The sequence below is a fragment of the Nonomuraea sp. MG754425 genome, assembly GCF_021699195.1.
Classification (GTDB): Bacteria; Actinomycetota; Actinomycetes; order Streptosporangiales; family Streptosporangiaceae; genus Nonomuraea.
The window spans coordinates 1-15,335 of the sequence record NZ_SSXE01000217.1; the positions used below are offsets into that span (position 1 = coordinate 1).

16 protein-coding genes and 3 pseudogenes are annotated in these 15,335 nt (G+C 66.4%); 8 read left to right on the plus strand and 11 right to left on the minus strand.

Annotated features, from left to right (window positions below; translation table 11 throughout):
* Positions 1-334: 334 nt before the first annotated feature.
* The gene (locus FAF44_RS45200; RefSeq protein ID WP_237109622.1) at positions 335-1,018 is read right to left on the minus strand and encodes a pentapeptide repeat-containing protein; all 684 of its coding nucleotides are present in this window, start codon (positions 1,016-1,018) and stop codon (positions 335-337) included.
* Between the two features lie 452 nt (positions 1,019-1,470).
* On the opposite strand from FAF44_RS45200, the gene FAF44_RS45205 reads away from it, so the two are divergent.
* On the plus strand, positions 1,471-2,349 hold the full coding sequence (locus tag FAF44_RS45205; RefSeq protein WP_237109623.1) for an SDR family NAD(P)-dependent oxidoreductase: 879 nt from the start codon (positions 1,471-1,473) through the stop codon (positions 2,347-2,349).
* A gap of 271 nt (positions 2,350-2,620) precedes the next feature.
* On the opposite strand, the gene FAF44_RS45210 is transcribed toward FAF44_RS45205, so the two are convergent.
* Entirely contained in the window at positions 2,621-2,812 is a 192-nt protein-coding gene (locus FAF44_RS45210; RefSeq protein ID WP_237109635.1) for a hypothetical protein, read from the minus strand.
* On the opposite strand from FAF44_RS45210, the pseudogene FAF44_RS56170 reads away from it, so the two are divergent.
* Positions 2,729-2,917, plus strand: a pseudogene (locus FAF44_RS56170) (hypothetical protein); the annotation flags it as partial. The gene FAF44_RS45210 and the pseudogene FAF44_RS56170 sit on opposite strands and share 84 nt — an antisense overlap.
* A gap of 61 nt (positions 2,918-2,978) precedes the next feature.
* A complete protein-coding gene (locus FAF44_RS45220) occupies positions 2,979-3,392 on the plus strand; it encodes a hypothetical protein (protein WP_237109636.1) in 414 nt (137 codons plus the stop codon).
* Between the two features lie 221 nt (positions 3,393-3,613).
* Here the strand turns inward: FAF44_RS45220 and FAF44_RS45225 are convergent, their stop codons facing one another.
* From FAF44_RS45225 to FAF44_RS56520, 6 genes and pseudogenes are all read right to left on the minus strand, one after another.
* Entirely contained in the window at positions 3,614-4,174 is a 561-nt protein-coding gene (locus FAF44_RS45225; RefSeq protein ID WP_308193502.1) for an SDR family oxidoreductase, read from the minus strand.
* Complete coding sequence (locus FAF44_RS56515) at positions 4,156-4,347, minus strand: SDR family NAD(P)-dependent oxidoreductase (RefSeq protein WP_368857795.1); 192 nt, start codon at positions 4,345-4,347, stop codon at positions 4,156-4,158. The genes FAF44_RS45225 and FAF44_RS56515 overlap by 19 nt, the downstream gene beginning before the upstream one ends.
* A 182-nt stretch (positions 4,348-4,529) precedes the next feature.
* Entirely contained in the window at positions 4,530-5,411 is an 882-nt protein-coding gene (locus FAF44_RS45230) for a TIGR03621 family F420-dependent LLM class oxidoreductase (protein WP_237109624.1), read from the minus strand.
* On the minus strand, positions 5,408-5,896 hold the full coding sequence (locus FAF44_RS45235; RefSeq protein WP_237109625.1) for a peroxiredoxin-like family protein: 489 nt from the start codon (positions 5,894-5,896) through the stop codon (positions 5,408-5,410). The genes FAF44_RS45230 and FAF44_RS45235 overlap by 4 nt, the downstream gene beginning before the upstream one ends.
* A gap of 76 nt (positions 5,897-5,972) precedes the next feature.
* Positions 5,973-6,755, minus strand: coding sequence for a hypothetical protein (locus FAF44_RS45240; protein ID WP_237109626.1), 783 nt, complete (start codon positions 6,753-6,755; stop codon positions 5,973-5,975).
* A 158-nt stretch (positions 6,756-6,913) separates the two neighbouring features.
* Positions 6,914-7,429, minus strand: a pseudogene (locus FAF44_RS56520) (tyrosine-type recombinase/integrase); the annotation flags it as partial.
* Positions 7,430-7,785: 356 nt separating this feature from the next.
* Between FAF44_RS56520 and FAF44_RS45250 the strand changes: the two are divergent.
* Positions 7,786-8,283 (plus strand): SigE family RNA polymerase sigma factor, encoded by a 498-nt coding sequence (locus FAF44_RS45250; protein ID WP_237109628.1) that lies wholly within the window; start codon positions 7,786-7,788, stop codon positions 8,281-8,283.
* The gene (locus tag FAF44_RS45255; protein WP_237109629.1) at positions 8,280-9,164 is read left to right on the plus strand and encodes a PASTA domain-containing protein; all 885 of its coding nucleotides are present in this window, start codon (positions 8,280-8,282) and stop codon (positions 9,162-9,164) included. Before FAF44_RS45250 ends, FAF44_RS45255 begins: the two co-directional genes overlap by 4 nt.
* 246 nt (positions 9,165-9,410) lie before the next feature.
* Here the strand turns inward: FAF44_RS45255 and FAF44_RS45260 are convergent, their stop codons facing one another.
* The 3 genes from FAF44_RS45260 to FAF44_RS45270 form a co-directional block, all read right to left on the minus strand.
* Positions 9,411-9,797: a hypothetical protein gene (locus tag FAF44_RS45260; protein ID WP_237109630.1), complete on the minus strand. Its 387-nt coding sequence runs from the start codon at positions 9,795-9,797 to the stop codon at positions 9,411-9,413.
* A 595-nt stretch (positions 9,798-10,392) separates the two neighbouring features.
* Positions 10,393-11,145 carry a sigma-70 family RNA polymerase sigma factor gene (locus tag FAF44_RS45265; protein WP_237109631.1) on the minus strand — a complete coding sequence of 251 codons (753 nt, stop codon included), beginning with the start codon at positions 11,143-11,145 and terminating at the stop codon, positions 10,393-10,395.
* 24 nt (positions 11,146-11,169) lie between these two features.
* Complete coding sequence (locus tag FAF44_RS45270) at positions 11,170-11,781, minus strand: NADPH-dependent FMN reductase (protein ID WP_237109632.1); 612 nt, start codon at positions 11,779-11,781, stop codon at positions 11,170-11,172.
* Positions 11,782-11,862: 81 nt separating this feature from the next.
* Here FAF44_RS45270 and FAF44_RS45275 point away from each other — a divergent pair, with 81 nt between their 5' ends.
* The 3 genes and pseudogenes from FAF44_RS45275 to FAF44_RS45285 all read left to right on the plus strand — a co-directional run bounded on the left by FAF44_RS45275 (position 11,863) and on the right by FAF44_RS45285 (position 15,307).
* Complete coding sequence (locus tag FAF44_RS45275) at positions 11,863-12,330, plus strand: MarR family winged helix-turn-helix transcriptional regulator (protein ID WP_237109633.1); 468 nt, start codon at positions 11,863-11,865, stop codon at positions 12,328-12,330.
* 873 nt (positions 12,331-13,203) lie between these two features.
* Positions 13,204-13,907, plus strand: a pseudogene (locus FAF44_RS45280) (ISL3 family transposase); the annotation flags it as partial.
* A 533-nt stretch (positions 13,908-14,440) separates the two neighbouring features.
* Complete coding sequence (locus FAF44_RS45285) at positions 14,441-15,307, plus strand: reverse transcriptase/maturase family protein (protein WP_237109634.1); 867 nt, start codon at positions 14,441-14,443, stop codon at positions 15,305-15,307.
* The last annotated feature ends 28 nt before the right edge of the window (positions 15,308-15,335 follow it).

A 15,335-nucleotide genomic window follows, 5' to 3' on the forward strand; every position in this document is an offset into this window, starting at 1 on the left:
TCAAGCCCTGAACCAAGCAGCGCCGCGACGCACCGTGCCCGATCCGATCACGGATCCGACGCGAATCATCGACCTGAACGTACGCCGACGAGACCGGCTTGGCGGCGTCCTCCACGAGTACTCGAAAGCGGCTTGAACTGCATGGATGTAATTTTCGGCAGGCGCACTGTCCGCGCAAGACCGGCAAACCCTCGCCGACCTGATCAACCAGTTCTCTCAGCAGGAAACCGACTCTGAGCGGCAGCTGACCGCCTGCGAAGCGCCCGAGACGCTTGGACTGTTGACCGATGATCGCCCGTAATCACCCGTGGCCGAGAGAACGATGGAGGTTGCCCTATTCCTCGATGATGATTCCCATTGCGCTGGCCAGGGCGGAAACCAGTCCCTGCGCGTCCCGGTTCTTGATGATCGTGCCCTTGAAGCTGGTGATCCCGCCGATGCCCAACAACACGCAGTCTGAGAAGTGCGCGCCGTCCATTTGCGCCTGGGAGAACTGAGCTCCGCTCAGATCGCAGCGTTCAAACCGGACTCCGCGCAGGTCGGCGTTCTGGAAGTTGGCTTCTGCCATGATGCAGTTGCGGAAGACAGTGTTCTTGAACGTCGAAAACCGGAATCCGGTCAGGTCGGCGCGGCAGTCGTCGAAGAGCACATCGCGGAACGTGCTTTCGGACCAGCTCATGCCGGTCAGCCGACTCGCTGATGCCAGGGCTCGATGCATGCCCGACCCCCTTGCCGCCATGTTGGACAGGTCGCAGTGCTCCAGTTCCACGTCAGCGAAGCCGGCCTGGCGCAAGTAGGTGCCGGCGAAGCTGGTGACGATGAAGCGGCAGCCTTCGTAGTCGGTCGCGTCCGCTTGGCGATTGGCCAGGTCGATGCCGTTGAATTCCAGGCCGCGGTAGGTGCCGTCGTCTTGCAGGTCGTGTTCGGGCAGTCGTGCCGTGGCCAGCGGCGAGGGCAACTTCGGGGTAGTCGGCGCTTTGAGCCGTTTCGATTGTGGATGAGGCGGCTGGGAAGACATCGAGGAGCAGCCTAGCCCATGCCCGGCCGTCCCCAGGGAGGATTGTTCAAGGTGTGATCCTGGTCAACTTGGCCTACGTGGAAGAAGAGATCATCGTCCTCTGACCTGCTGGAAGGGTCCTCCAACCCTAGATAACGATGGCCCAGCCACCCAGCACCGCCGACGACCGTATCCCACTGACCCTGCCCGAGCCGCCGGCTGCTGTCTGCGCTCGTACTGACCCGACACCGCTCCGTCACGGACGTCCTGCGCTGGTCACACTGGCGCCGATGCCACCAGGCCACAGCCCGGCACTGCCACAACCAGCGCAGATCCACACCATGATCGCGAAGTGCCACTGGAGTATTGGATCGACCATTTAACCAGACTTAGTAGTATGTTTTCATGAACAGATGCGTATACTAACAGTGTTAATGGAAGGGAGCTGCGGCGACGCGTGGCCAAAGGTGCACATGTTCAGGCACGGTGAGTCCGCACGCGACAACGACGACAAGGAAACTGGTTTGATGAAGACCTATGTGATCACTGGTGGCACCGATGGCATCGGTGCGGCGCTGGCCCGCACGTTGTTCTCCCGGGGCGACAGGGCTGTGCTGGTCGGAACCAGCCGGAAGAAGGGCAACCAGCTAGTGGCCGAGGCCGCCCTGACGCCGGGAAGCGCGGCATTCGTCGAGGCCGACCTCAGCTTGGTCTCGAACACCCGCCGCACCGTCGACATGCTCGCCGAGGAGTATCCGGCCATCGATGGCGTGGTGTTGTGCGCGCGGTTCATGCGGTCCCACCGGTCGGTGACCGCCGAAGGATTCGAGGATAACTTTGCTCTGTTCTATCTCAGCCGCCTGCTGATGAGTTACGGGCTGCTCGGCCCGCTGGAGAAGGCGGACCAACCGGTGATTGTGAACGTCGCGGGGCCTGGTCACGACACGCCGGTGGCCTGGGATGATCTGCAGAGCACCCGGCAGTACGACCTGGTGCACGCGATGTTCATGACCGGCCGCCTGAACGATTTGCTCGGTGTGACCTTCGCCACGCGGCACGGCGAGGGTCCGGTACGGTACGTGCTCTTCCACCCCGATACCACGGCGACCAGCTACGCGGGGGAGTTCGATCCCCAGACCGCAGCGTATCTCCAGCAGCAGCGCATGTTGGCCAAACCCGCAACCCATGTAGTCCCGCCGCTCCTGCGGCTACTCGACGATCCGCCGACGCCACCGTTGAGCGCCTTCCACCTGTTCGCCGAGCTGAATGTGCACACCAAACTGTTCTCCGCAAAGGACGCGGAACGGCTGTCTCGCCTCACTGACGAACTGCTCGCCAAAGTCTCCGGGTGATCGGACACGTGTCGACACCGGTCAGCCGGGTCGATCCCGATAGTGAGAAATCCACTGACTACAGGGTCAGCCTAACCATCTAATCCGAAAATCGGCGGCAGCGAACCCCAGGCGATTGCGGAAGCTCATCCGCGTGCTCGAAGCGACAATGAAGGACTCGTGCCAGGCTCCCAGGGCCGGACTAGCTAGGAGAGGCGGACACCGCGAAGGTGTGACATCTTCCGAGAATTCTGTTTGATTCCTCCCGCCCAGTGCGGGCGCCTGCCGGTGGTCAGGTGGCGGCGGCGCGGAGAAACGCCTGGGTGAAGACTTCGCAGGTCTCGTCGATCGAGGGAAGTTCGGGCCCCAAGGTGGTTTCCAACGTGGGGCGCAGCAGCATGTGTGCTGCGATCGGGGCGAGCAGGAGCTGTACGAGCAGTGCAAACGGCAGTGGCCGCAGCCGCCCGGCCCGTATCTGCTCCATGAGCAGAGACTACAGGCCGCGCTCATCTCCGGTGGGGGACCCGCCGGAGTAACGCTGGGCCTCTTGCCGGCCAGGGCCGGGATCGAGGTGGCCGTGCTGGACAAGCACGGCGACTTCCTGCGGGACTTCCGCGGTGACACCGTGCACGCCTCCACCGTCCGGGTTGATGGACGAGCTCAGGCTCGGCGCGAGGTTCCGGGCGCTGCCGCAAAGCCGGATGGGCAACCTGGAGATGCCCGACCGCCACGACACCATGGTGACGCTCGGCGATTTCGGCAGCCTGCCCGCCCGAGCCCTACAACTACGTCGCCATGATCCCCCAGTGGGACCTGCTGACGTTCCTGACCGAAGGATCCAGGGCGAAAGGGTCCCGATGTCCTTGTACCGCAAGGACTACTTCCAGCTCGCGTACCTGACCCACAAGGGCGCCGACGCCCGCCTCCGGGCCGAGGGCGTGACCCGATTCCGGGAGCGGATCGCCCGGCGGCCGCGACCGCCCGCCTGCTCGGCGAGGCGCTACGGCACGGCCGGCTCACCGAGGCCGACCTTGACAAGGTACAACGCCGCAGGTGGTGGCTGACCGTCATCGTGCAGAGCGCGCAACGCGTGATGCAACGAGTCGTGATCGTCCCCGCTTTCCAGGGCAGGCGGTCCGGCCCACCCGCGGCGGTGCTGTTCCTCGGCCGCCACGTTCCCATCGTCGAAGGCTCCCGGCACGGCTCATCGCCCACGCCCCCGCCGGGGCCCGCTCCGGGCTTCGCCCGCAGATGAGCTGGCACCCGTCGCTGGAGGCTGCCGGACTCAGGTCGTCAGACCACCGTCGGCGACGATCCTTTGGCCGGTAATCCAGCGAGCCTGGTCGGAGGCCAGGAACGCGACAACATCGGCGATGTCCTCGGGTTCACCGATCCGGCTCAAGGGGGTTCGGCTGATGGAGGCCGCCATCGTGTCCATGATGGCCTGCGCCGCGTCGGTGTTGACCGGTCCGGGCAGCACGCTGTTGACCGTGGTCCCTCGCGGAGCGACCTCTCGTGCGAGCACCCGTACGAGTTGCTCGCCGGCCGCCTTGCTCGCCGCATACAGGGAGGTGCCAGGATTGCTCGCGCGGGTGATCGCCGTGGAGACGAGCACGATCCTGCCATACTCACGCACACGCGTCGTCGCCTCCCGGAACGCCATGAACGTGGCCAGAGCGTTGGCCGCGAAACCGTGCGCATAGTCCTCGTCGGCGGCCTGGGCGAGTGGGCCGTGCACGAATCCATAGGCGTTGTGCACGAACACGTCCAGGCCGCCATAGCCGCGTTCGGCCGTCTCGAAGAGCGACCGGAGTTGCGCCGGGTCGGTCACATCCGCTCCGACCACCGACGCCTGGCCCCCGGATGCCTGGATGGTGGCAGCGACCTGCTCGGCCGCCCCGCATCGCTCCGGTAGTTGATGACGACCTTCGCTCCATCGGCGGCCAGCCGCAGCGCGATCGCCCGACCGATTCCTCTCCCGCTTCCGGTAACCACGGCGACCCGATCGTTGTGGGGCATGACGTTCTCCTATGAAGATTGTCGGCGATTTCGGGGCTTTCCCGGATACTTGAACGGGCGTGCTGTTTATCGTGGACGTTCCAGTCGCTCGTCCGTTGCCCTTTCAAGAGCGAATCCGGCTTCGGAACTGTGACGCTGATGAGCCGCGCATCGGAGCCGCCGTGCTGATCTGCGTGTGCTGGTCAGCGGAGCATTTCGATGACGGGCGCCATGGCGCGCATGCCGCCGCTCACGCCCCCCTCCAACACCGTTACGTAGCTGAACCCGTAGCGTTCGCGATTGTGGCGCAGTTTGTCGGCGATCTGCTCGGGCGTACCGACGAGAAAGCCGAGTACGTCGCCCAGTTCGTCCTGAGGGACATCCGGCGCGAAGTCCTGGAGCTTGGCCAGTGCGGCGCGCCGATCACGAGTCACGATGACGACCGGGATCTCGTTGTTCAGCTCGATTTGTTCCAGACGTGGTCCGAGCGCGGCTCGGGCGAAGGCGACCCGCTCGGCAACGACGGACGCTCCGGCGAAAGCCGGCAGGCCTACCTTGCCGTAGCGGCTGCTGGCGCTGCCGGTGATGGCGATGATGTCGGCATGTTTGGCCGCCAGGCGCAGGGCTCGGTCGCCGCGTCCGCCGATGAGCAGAGGTGGAAGGGATCCGGTCAACTGGCGCCGCACCTCCTTGACGGCGTGTTCGAGGGCGTCGGCGCGTTCGACCCCGGTGGGGTACGGCATGCCGAGTTCCGCCAGATGTTCGCGAGTGGCGGACGGTCGTCCCGGGGCGATGCCGACCTCCAGGCGGCCGTCGGTCAACTGGTTCATGGTGTTGAGATCGCGGGCCAGCAGCGTGGGGTGGTAATAGGTGGCGTCGAGGACGTAGGTGCCGATGCGGGGACGGCTGGTATGCTCAGCGGCCAGCATCAGCGCCGGGATCGGCGCCGGCTTGCCGAGGTGGTCGATGACCGCGATCGTGTCGAAGCCGATGGCCTCGGCCGTACGGCACTGCTCGATCCAGTCTCGGCGGTCGGCGGCGAGGCTCAAGGCCACGCCGAATCGGAAGGGTTTCATCGCCGTCATGCCCCTTCCGCGGCCAGGTGCAGCATTTCGTCGATGGACCACTGGTCGGCGGCGTGCCTGCCGTACTTGGCGGCCACGATGAGCCCGTCGGCGTCGATGAGGAAGTCGGCGGGCAACCCGAGAGCGTTGTCGCCGCGTGGTGGGGCGGGCGAGCCACCCGATCGCAGGCCGCGCACCACGGTGGCGTAGGTCGATGACTTGAACGGTGCTGCCAGAGCTTTGGGATGCAGCACCGCCCGGGGCGAGACTTCGACGCCGAACTCCTGATAGAGCGTGCGCTCGGGGTCGGCCACGACATGGAACGGCAGGTCGCCCTGGTGCGGGCGCATCGCCTCGGCGCTGAAGTGGAACACCGCGATATCGGTGATCCGCGCGTCACGCAGTTCGTCATGTCTCAGACTGATCGAGCGCAGGTGCGTGTTGCAGATGGGGCAGCCGGCGTAGCGGCGGAACTGAAGATGGGTGAGACCGTGGACTGCGGGCAACTGGACGCGGCGGGACCGGATGGTTCACGGGCCGGGATGGTGTCCCCGGCTGTGAAGCGGCGTGCTGATGTGGAGGTCATGGCATTTCTCTCAGCATGGTCAGCGGACGAGACGGGTACGCGATCCCGGTACCTCGCTGTGCGCCGGCGTCCAGGCCGCGAGGCCGTCGGTGGCTCGCGGCCATGTGGCGTCTCCCAGGCATTCGCGACGAGGTCTCGGGGGACCCGCCATGAAGGCGGATTACCGGGTTTTCTGGATAAATTCGACGATGGTCTCGGCCAGTTCCTGCGGGCCGGTCCTCCTGAAGGAAGTGCCCCGCTCCCTCCAGCGTGGCGTGGGGTTGTCCGTTGGCTCCCGGGATGCGCGCGGACATGGTCTCCGCATGCGGGCGCGTCACTGGGTCGAACTCCCCGTAGGCGCACAGGAACGGGATCTCGAGCCGCTCCAGCACGGCCCAGGCCGCTCGGTTCGGGCCACTAGCCCCGTCGTGCGGTGACAGGGGGACGAGCAGCGGGAACTGCCGCGCGCCAGGAAGATAGGGCTCGCCGGGGAAGGGCGCGTCGTAGGCGGCCAGGACACGCGGGTCCACGTCGGCAGTGGCGGCCCGGAGGTTACGCGCCACCGTGGCGCTCGCGGTGAACGGGTTGGAGCGCTGGCTCATCTGCAGCCAGTTGGCAAAGAACGGGCCCATCTCGTTGGGTTCGCCCACAGGCAACAGCGTGTTGGTGGCGATGGCGCGGACGGTCCGGCGCAGCCAGTCGAGATGGGCCTGGTAGGTGCGGTCGAAACGGTCGGCTGGCTTGTCGGAGCGGCCGAACCCCACCAGGTCCGGCGCGACGCACCGGTGCCCGGCCGCCACCAGCGGCGGAATGATGTTCCGCCACAGGTAGCTCCATGTCGGCTCGCCCCGCCGCGGCCGTTGATCGAGGCGCGGAACAGCGGCCCGGCGGTGCAGCCGGCGCGGGCCAGGTAGAGCTTGAGCAGGGCGACGTAGCCGCGGTCGTCGAGCAGGACGGTGCGGACGCTGCCGCCCTTGCCGTGGATGCGGACGTGTTCGTCGTCCAGCCGCAGGCCGAGGTCTTCGACGTACAGCCCGCACACCTCGGAGGCGCGGGCGCCGCACACGTAGGCGGTCTCGAACAGCACCCGGTCGCGCAGCCGGTTCAGCGGCACGTCCTTGCGCGGCCGTCGCGAGCAGATCATCGCCAGCACCTTGGCCATGTCGGCCGCGCTGGCCGGGCGGGGCAGGTTCCTGGGCACCGTGACGGTGTCGATGCGGTCCATCGGGTTGGCGTCCAGCAGGTCGTGGCGGACGGCCCATTTGGTGAAGGAGGCGACGGCGGCGCGCTTGTGCTTGCGGCTGGCCGGCGACAGCTCGGCGAGCCCGGCCAGGTAGGCCCGGACCGGCGCGGCGGTCAGCTCGGCGAGGTCGTCGCCGTGGTGAGCGGCGAAGGCGATCAGGTCGCCGCGGTAGGCGCGCCGGGTGTGCGCCGACTTCCCGGCGTTGGCCAGGTCGGTGAGGAAATCGTCCAGGTGCGCCGCGAGCGGGTGGGAGCGGCCGAGCTACTCGGCGATGACCGGATCCACCGCGTTCGACCTCCACCCTCCGCCGAGTTGCCAGATAACCGGGAAACGAAGCGCTCGCGCCGGGCGACGGCGGCCCAGCTCGCGCTATGCCGATGATCGCTATTTTGCCAGATAACAAAGGTTATCTCGGAACAAAAGCGGCTGCCCCAGGCCGACCAGCCCTGGAAGCCGCTAGGGGAATGGTGCCGTACGAGGCGAAACGTGACTTAGTGGAGGACGGGCCGTTCTCTTGTCGTGCGACAGGCACACTCAACCTCCGGATGGGTTCACGCGTTAGGGAGTGCGAAAGGGGATCCTCACTGATGACAGATGACGAAGCGGCCTTCGACGAGTTCCTCGCCACCAGGAGCACCTCGTTGCTGCGTACGGCGATCCTTATGTGCGGGGCGACGCGGCACGACGCCGAGGATCTGGTCCAGCACGCGCTGGAGAGGGTCTACCGGAACTGGCCCCGTATCAGGCGCAACAACCCCGAGGCGTACGCGAAGAAGGTCATCGTGAACGCGGCGATCAGCAGGGCGCGGCGACGCAAGGTCGTCCAGGAAATCATGTTCGCCCGGCCGCCTGAGACCGCCGCCGACTCTCCCGACCTCGACCTGCGCGACACGCTCATTGGTGAGTTGCGCAGGCTGCCGCCCAGGATGCGGGCCGTGCTCGTGCTGCGCTACTGGGAGGACCAGTCGGAGCAGGCCACCGCGGCCATGCTCGGCTGCTCGGTCGGGACGGTCAAGAGTCAGGCGGCGCGCGGGCTTGCCAAAATCCGCGAAAGCATGGATGTCGCAAAGGAAGTGACCAGATGACGATCGAGGACGACCTCGCGAACGCCATGGCGGCGCATGTCTCCGGCGTTGAGGCCGCGCCGAACCTGGGCAGCACCGTACGCCGCAGGCATCGCGCGCACGTGATCAGGCTCCGCGTGGCGGGGGCGGCACTTGTCACGGCGGCCGTGGCCGTGGCCCTGCCAGCGATGGTGAACTTCGGCGAACCCGCGAACACCTCTAAGACCGCCACCGGCCAGGACCACGTCGTGATACGCAACAACGTGACCGTGCCCGACGTGACGGGCCGGCGCATCACCGAGGCGGTGCAGGCGCTCCGCGACGTCGGGCTGAAGGCCGTGCTCTCCGGGAGGGAGGTACGCGACGGCAAGGTGATCACGCAGGAGCCCGCCGCCGGTACGGTCGTCGCATGGGGCAGCCCGATCAAGCTCGCCCAACTCCCCTCCGCGCCGAGACCGCAGGCCCTGGGAGACCTTGGCGATGGGCGGGAGTTCGGCGGCATCCGGCTCACCTACCTGCCCGCGGGTCTCGAATGGGGCAAATGGTCAAAAGACGATGTGATCGGCACCGGCAAGAGCTACACCACCAGTTACCAGAAGCCGGGGGTTCCCGAGGGCGAATATTCCGTCCAGGTGATCGTGGCCCATGGCTCGTCCGCGGATGCTCTGTACAACTTCATGCCTGAATTGCAGGTCGAGATCGTGGACATCGGCGGCAGGCCGGCGCGGCTGTCCAAGGACGGTGATTCCGGCGCCGCCGGCGGACCGAGCACGCCCACGATCATTTGGAAGCTCCGTGACGACGTGGCCGTCGAGGTATTCATCAGCCCCGGGTACGCCAAGGAGATCGATGGCTTGAGCGAGCTGAAGAAGATCGCGGAGGGCATCCGCGCGATCATGTAAACGACGGTGCCGATGAGGCCGGACGGATATCAGGATCGGACAGGGAGTCGTTGTCGCCAACCCCGCCGGGCCTACGCCATGCCAGATGCGAGTCCAGGCAGGCACGGCGTCGCGCTGCCCAACTTGCGCGGGGGCCGACGATCAGGTCCTTGGCCAGGGCCAGGCACGCCACTCGGCCAGCCTGCCGTGGCGGTACAGGCGAAGGGCCTGAACCATGCCCCGAGTCTCACTATCGATCACTCGCGGTTACGGACATCTCTTCACGTCGAAAGCTGTCATTTTCCTGACGCTCGACACGAGGCTGAGCACGTTGTGACGGCGTCGGGGTGCGGGCACCGCGTCGTGGACCAGCGCCGGGGTGGCCATGCGTGTGCGGCAGGGTCTCTCACCGGAGGCCGAGCGGGTGGCCGGGCGCAGCACCTCGGGCTGTGTCGCGACGTCCTTGCCGCCGGTGCCGAGCACACCAGTTCGGTGGCGGCGCGCGGGATCGGGCACGGCGGCGATGACCAGGCCTTCGATCTGCCGTTTGCCGACCATGGTCCCCCACGGGGCGATGATCGTGGCGTGAGCGGCGTCGAACGAGCCGCAGGATGCGGTGCAGCCGGAGGCGCCGATCGTCTCACCGTCGTTCACCCCTCCAACGTCCGGAGGACCCGTGACCGCCTGAGCGGGTGACTGCGAAGGTGCTGGAGCGCAGGCCAACCACTCCAGGCCACTCGCGATCGCAGCCTGTTCGACCTCCCTGTTCCGGTCGCCGTTGCCCGGGACGGCTACTCCTCCAACGGATCGTCCATATTTGATGGCCGACAGCACGACACGCCGGACTCCCCGTTTCTTGGCCAGGGCCAGCAACTCCGGGGCGGTCAGGCCAAGGGCACGTGGGTTCAGGAACAGCTCGGGGTGACGCCCTCCAGGGCTGGGGCCGGCGTGCTGGGCCGCGCCGGATCGTCAGCGATGACTTCGACACCGTTGGGCAGGGCCGTCGTCAGGGGCTGTGGGTGACGGCGCGGACCTTGGCGCCTTCGAGGGCCGGCGATTCGACGAGAGGCCGTCCGATGGTGCCTGTCGCACCGGTTGCCGCAATCATGCGTGGTCCTTTCAGGGGATTCGGGAAAGCTTGTCGGGGTTGGTGACGGCGTAGACGTTGCGCACCTGGTCACCGGTCGGCGTCAGATCGAGGACCATGACGGCGAAGGGCGAGTTCTTCACGAACAACACTGCTAACGGCTCACCGTTGGCCTGCCGGTACTGGATCTCCAGCCCGTCGAACGGACCAGCGGCGCGGGTGACGAGAAGGTGGGCGACGTTGTCGTGGCCGTGGATCGGCCGCGGGCCCGACGGCTTTGGCCTTGCCGCCCCCGTCGGTCCACAGGGTGACCTCCAGCGCCAGCAGATTCATCAGGGCGTTCGAATCGCCGCCGAACGTGGCGGCCACGAACCGCTCGGTCACCAGTTGCTGCATCCGCGAGTCGACGCGGTACCGGGGGCGCCGTGCCTGGACGTGCTCGCGTGCTCGGTGGCTGATCTGCCGGACGGCCGCCGGTGTCCGGTCGATCATGGTGGCGATCTCGGCGTGCGGGTACCCGAAGACCTCGTACAGGATGAACACCGCTCGCTCCAGCGGCGTGAGTGTCTCCAGGACCACGAGCAGCGCCAGTGACACCGACTCCGCCTGCAGGGTGTCATCCGTGGAGTCGGCGGCGGTGACGAGCGGTTCCGGAAGCCACTGGCCGACGTATGCCTCACGGCGGCGTCGTACGGCGCCCTGCCGGGCGAGTGTCTTGTTCACCACGATGCGCACAAGGTAGGCGCGGTGATTCTTGACCTGCTCCACCTTTGTCGATGCCCAGGCCAGCCAGGCATCCTGCAGGACGTCCTCGGTGTCGGTAACGCTGCCGAGCATGTTGTAGGCCACGGAGAACAGCAGTTCGCGATGGTCAGCGAACAACTGCGTGGCGATTTCGGCCGAGATGTCAGACATCGACGTGATTCCTCCTGCTTACGCTCATTTGAAGAAGCTGTGAGCTGTCTGGAGATGTGACTTCTCCGCGCCGGTTGTGACTCGCATCACCGACATCGCCGCCGTGAGGCGTCGCAACTCCTGCAGCATGTTGTCCGCGGCGGAGCACAGGTGATCGTCTGCGATCAACCGGCCGTCGATGTCCATCGATTCGCGATGGAAGATGGTCACCGAGTCGCCGGCCGGAACCATGCGTAGTTTGACCAGCACTGGCTTGAGCATCTCGACCGCACGTAGACCACCTGACAGGCCTCCGTAGCTGACCAGCCCCACAGGCTTGTACGCCCATTCGTCGTGCAGGAAGTCGAGCGCGTTCTTCAGCGGGGCGCTGAAACCGTAGTTGTACTCGGGCATCACGAACACCAGGGCGTCGGCGGCGTCGATGGCACGGCTCCAGTCCTTGGTGTGCTGGTGTGCGTACCTGCCGGTGGTGGCGTCCTCGGGCTCATCGAGGAAGGGCAGGCCCACTTCGGCGAGATCGACCAACTCGGCCTGGAAGTGGCCGTGTTCGGCGGTGCGGGCGAGCACCCAGTCGCCGATCGTCCTGCCGATGCGTACCGGTCGGGTGCTGGCGACGATGACCTTCAAATTCGGCATTCGATTCCTAACTAGTTTACGTGTAAACGAGAGAGTGTCCTATCTGTGGTTTACATGTCAACTGGCAGTAGGCTACGGCTCATGCCCGACCCGCGATGGCTTGATGAACGCGAATTCCGTGCCTGGCTCGGTTACCGGAGGATGCGCCTGCTTCTCGACGCCCGCATCGCCCGTGACCTGCATCGCGATTCGGGCCTCTCCGAGGCGGACTACGACGTGCTGTCCGCGTTGTCCTCCAGGGACAGCCGACGCTGGCGGCTGCAGGAACTGGCCGACCGCATGCTGTGGTCCAAGAGCAGGTTGTCGCGGCACGTGAGCCGGATGGAGGAGCGCGGCCTGGTGACCAGGCAGGAGTGTGCCGACGACGGCCGCGGTGCCGTCATCGTTCTCACCGCCCGAGGACTGGACGCGATCGTCCGAGCCGCGCCCGATCACGTCGAGTCCGTACGGGCGCACATCATCGACCTGCTGACGCCGGAACAACTCGACGTACTGGGCGACATCGCCGTAACGGTAGTGCACCATCTGGGGGCGGAAATCCAACCATGAAGGGCGACATGCGGCCCGCCAGGTACGTCCGGGCCGTCATGTCCGAGTTGCCCATCACCGCCGAGCGGATCAGCGACCCGGTCACCGCCAGTCCGCCCTGGCCGCGGCGCTGGGCTACGACACGACCGATATCTCGATGCTCGAAAACGGGCGGCGAGTCATCACGGACGAGCCCACCCTTCGACGAGTGACCCACAATATGGGACTGCCTCCACACGTTCTCAGCGTTACCGACCCCGCGGACGCCGGCTTCATCTCCATGATCAAGTTCGGCGAATCCACCATCCGCCTGGCCCGCGTCGCTCGCGAGTCAGGACAAAGCGCCGAGGCCATCAACGAACTGTGGCCGCTCATCCGGAGACTCGAAGCACGGCTCGCCGAAGGGCACGCCGACCATGCCGCCGCGCAACTCCTCGGACAAGCCCGCGCCATGCTCGGTGTCGCCCTCGGCAACGTTCTTCCGGAGGAGAGCCTCGCCTCCGCCGCGCGCTGGACCGGCCGCGCCCTCTCGCGGCAGCGGACACAGCGGACACGGCCGGTGTCGCACCGCAACGGCAGACGATTGAACGCGTCACGACCGCCGAAGTCTTCCGCGCCACGGGCGATAGGGCCGCAGCCTCCCAAGCACTTCTGCAGTCGATCACGACCGCGGAGAGCACACGGCTTCCACATCCAGCCTGACCCTCGCCCAAGACATCGTTAGCTCCACGGATGCCACCACCCCGGTGTAACTGGCGCCGGGGCGCAGCGGCGCGGCGGTCCAGGTCGCGCTCCAGCCGGGACTGTACGGTTTTCGGCTCTGTCTCCTCTTTCGGCTCTGTCGCAGATTCGGTGGTGACGGGACGTGTTGTAGCGTCACGCTGAGCCGTGTATATGGACGATCTTGTGCGTACGGTGTTTTCGGGGTTATCGCCGCTGGTCGTGGAGGACGTGGCAGACGAGGGCGAGCTGATTCGGGTACGGGCGCGGACCCCGGATGAATCGGTCGCCTGTCCGGGTTGCGGGGCCGAGACGGCGCGGGTGCACGGCTATCACCAGCGCAGTGTGGCTGATGTCCCGGTTGACGCCCGCCGCGTTCTGGTCGTGGTACGGATCCGCCGCCTGGTCTGCCCCCACGCGCGGCTGCCGCCAGACGTTTCGTGAACAGCTTCCTGGCGTGCTGGAGCGCTACCAGCGGCGCACCCCTCGCTTGGCTTCCCAGATCGGTGCGGTGGTCCGCGAGCTGGCTGGACGCGCCGGCATGAGAGTCATATCCGCGCTGGCCGTGCGCTTATCACGGCATACCGCCCTGCGCCTCCTGTTGCGCCTGCCCCTGCCCCTGCCCCGGCCGCGGGTGCCCCGCGTGGTGGGGGTGGACGACTTCGCCCTACGCCGACGCAGTCGCTACGCCACCGTGCTGATCGGACGCCGAGACGCGCGAGCGCATCGACGTGCTGCCCGGCCGCACCGCTGATGTCCTGGAAGCCTGGCTGCGCGAGCACCCCGGAGTGCAGGTCGTGTGCCGGGACGACTCCGGCGCCTACGCCGAAGCGATCCGCCGCGCCCTGCCGGACGCCGTCCACGTCTCCGACCGCTGGCAGTGCGCCATGAGGCGCCTGGTCGTATCCCCGGCTGAGCCGGGAGGAATTGGAAGGAGGTTCCTGGGTCCGATGGCTTACCTGGATCCGAAAGGTGAAGGGGACAGCAGCATGTCATTGAAGCGGCGGCCGTGCTCAGGCGTTGGAGGCGGCGCGTCGTGGGACCCGCGTGATAGGGCGAAAGCTGGATTGCCTGAATCCCAATCTCCAGTTGATGGAAGGTCGCATCCGTCGGAAATCGACGCCCGAAGCCGACGCCGCGCTCTGCCCGGGTTTAGTGCCATGGCCTGGGCACCTTCCGAGCGCGGAGCGATGCCCAGTGAGGGCATTGAAGGAGATGAGTGGGACGCCTACCTCACGCTGTCACGTACGGCCAGGACGAACATGGGATCGCCTACGGGACGCGAGTCCTATGGCGACGGAGGCCCCGTAGTAGTCGCCGGAGTCACGACCGGCCAAGGAGTCCGGGAGAGCCGGATGCAGGGCGAAGGGGGCCAGGTGATCGGACACCTCAGGGTCGGGAGGTATGCGTAATGCAGAGCGCCGAAACGGTGCTGGGTGTCCTGCGTGAGCGCGGCAGGCGTGGCCTGCCGTTGAGGGAGTTGTATCGGCAGTTGTTCAACCCGCAGTTGTATCTGCTGGCCTACGGGCGCATCTACGCCAACAAGGGGGCGATGACGCCCGGGGTCACCGGGGAGACCGTGGACGGCATGTCGATCGGCAAGATCGAGGCGATCATCGAGGCGCTGCGGTTCGAGCGGTATCGGTGGAGCCCGGTCAAGCGGATCCACATCCCGAAGAAGAACGGTAAGACCAGGCCCTTGGGCCTGCCGCCGTGGTCGGACAAGCTCGTCGGCGAAGTGGTGCGGCTCCTGCTGGAGGCCTACTACGAGCCGATGTTCTCCGACCTATCCCACGGTTTTCGTCCCGGTCGAGGTTGCCACACCGCGTTGCGGAAAGTGGGCGAGACCTGGACCGGGACGACCTGGTTCATCGAGGGAGACGTCGCCGACTGCTTCGGGAGCTTCGATCACGAGATCATGCTCTCGACGCTGGCGGAGCGGATCCATGATGGCCGGTTCCTGCGGCTGATGCGGAACATGCTCATGGCCGGATACTTGGAGGACTGGGTCTGGAACGCGACGCTGAGCGGGGTCCCGCAAGGTGGCGTCGTTTCACCGATCCTGTCGAACATCTACCTGCACCGGCTGGACGACTTCGTCGAGAAGATTCTGATCCCGCAATACACCCGAGGGCGGATCCGCAGGCAGGACACCGCCTATGCCAGGGTGCGCGCCGCCAGAGACCGGGCGCACAAGCGCGGAGGACGGGGCTTTCCCCATAAACGTGGACACCGATTTCAGGCGGCAGAGTTCAGGTTATCTGTCGTCTTCTCGTAGTCGATCGGGCTGAGTTGGCCGAGTCGTG

Bases quoted from the DNA above. Each gene is read 5' to 3' on its own strand.
- FAF44_RS45275 (WP_237109633.1), top strand. From the start codon at position 11,863: ATGCCCGACCCGCGATGGCTTGATGAACGCGAATTCCGTGCCTGGCTC.
- FAF44_RS45205 (WP_237109623.1), top strand. From the start codon at position 1,471: ATGTTCAGGCACGGTGAGTCCGCACGCGACAACGACGACAAGGAAACT.
- FAF44_RS45200 (WP_237109622.1), bottom strand. From the start codon at position 1,018: ATGTCTTCCCAGCCGCCTCATCCACAATCGAAACGGCTCAAAGCGCCG.
- FAF44_RS45270 (WP_237109632.1), bottom strand. From the start codon at position 11,781: ATGCCGAATTTGAAGGTCATCGTCGCCAGCACCCGACCGGTACGCATC.
- FAF44_RS45285 (WP_237109634.1), top strand. From the start codon at position 14,441: ATGCAGAGCGCCGAAACGGTGCTGGGTGTCCTGCGTGAGCGCGGCAGG.
- FAF44_RS45220 (WP_237109636.1), top strand. From the start codon at position 2,979: ATGGACGAGCTCAGGCTCGGCGCGAGGTTCCGGGCGCTGCCGCAAAGC.
- FAF44_RS56515 (WP_368857795.1), bottom strand. From the start codon at position 4,347: ATGCCCCACAACGATCGGGTCGCCGTGGTTACCGGAAGCGGGAGAGGA.
- FAF44_RS45230 (WP_237109624.1), bottom strand. From the start codon at position 5,411: ATGACGGCGATGAAACCCTTCCGATTCGGCGTGGCCTTGAGCCTCGCC.
- FAF44_RS45250 (WP_237109628.1), top strand. From the start codon at position 7,786: ATGACAGATGACGAAGCGGCCTTCGACGAGTTCCTCGCCACCAGGAGC.
- FAF44_RS45210 (WP_237109635.1), bottom strand. From the start codon at position 2,812: ATGGAGCAGATACGGGCCGGGCGGCTGCGGCCACTGCCGTTTGCACTG.
- FAF44_RS45255 (WP_237109629.1), top strand. From the start codon at position 8,280: ATGACGATCGAGGACGACCTCGCGAACGCCATGGCGGCGCATGTCTCC.
- FAF44_RS45265 (WP_237109631.1), bottom strand. From the start codon at position 11,145: ATGTCTGACATCTCGGCCGAAATCGCCACGCAGTTGTTCGCTGACCAT.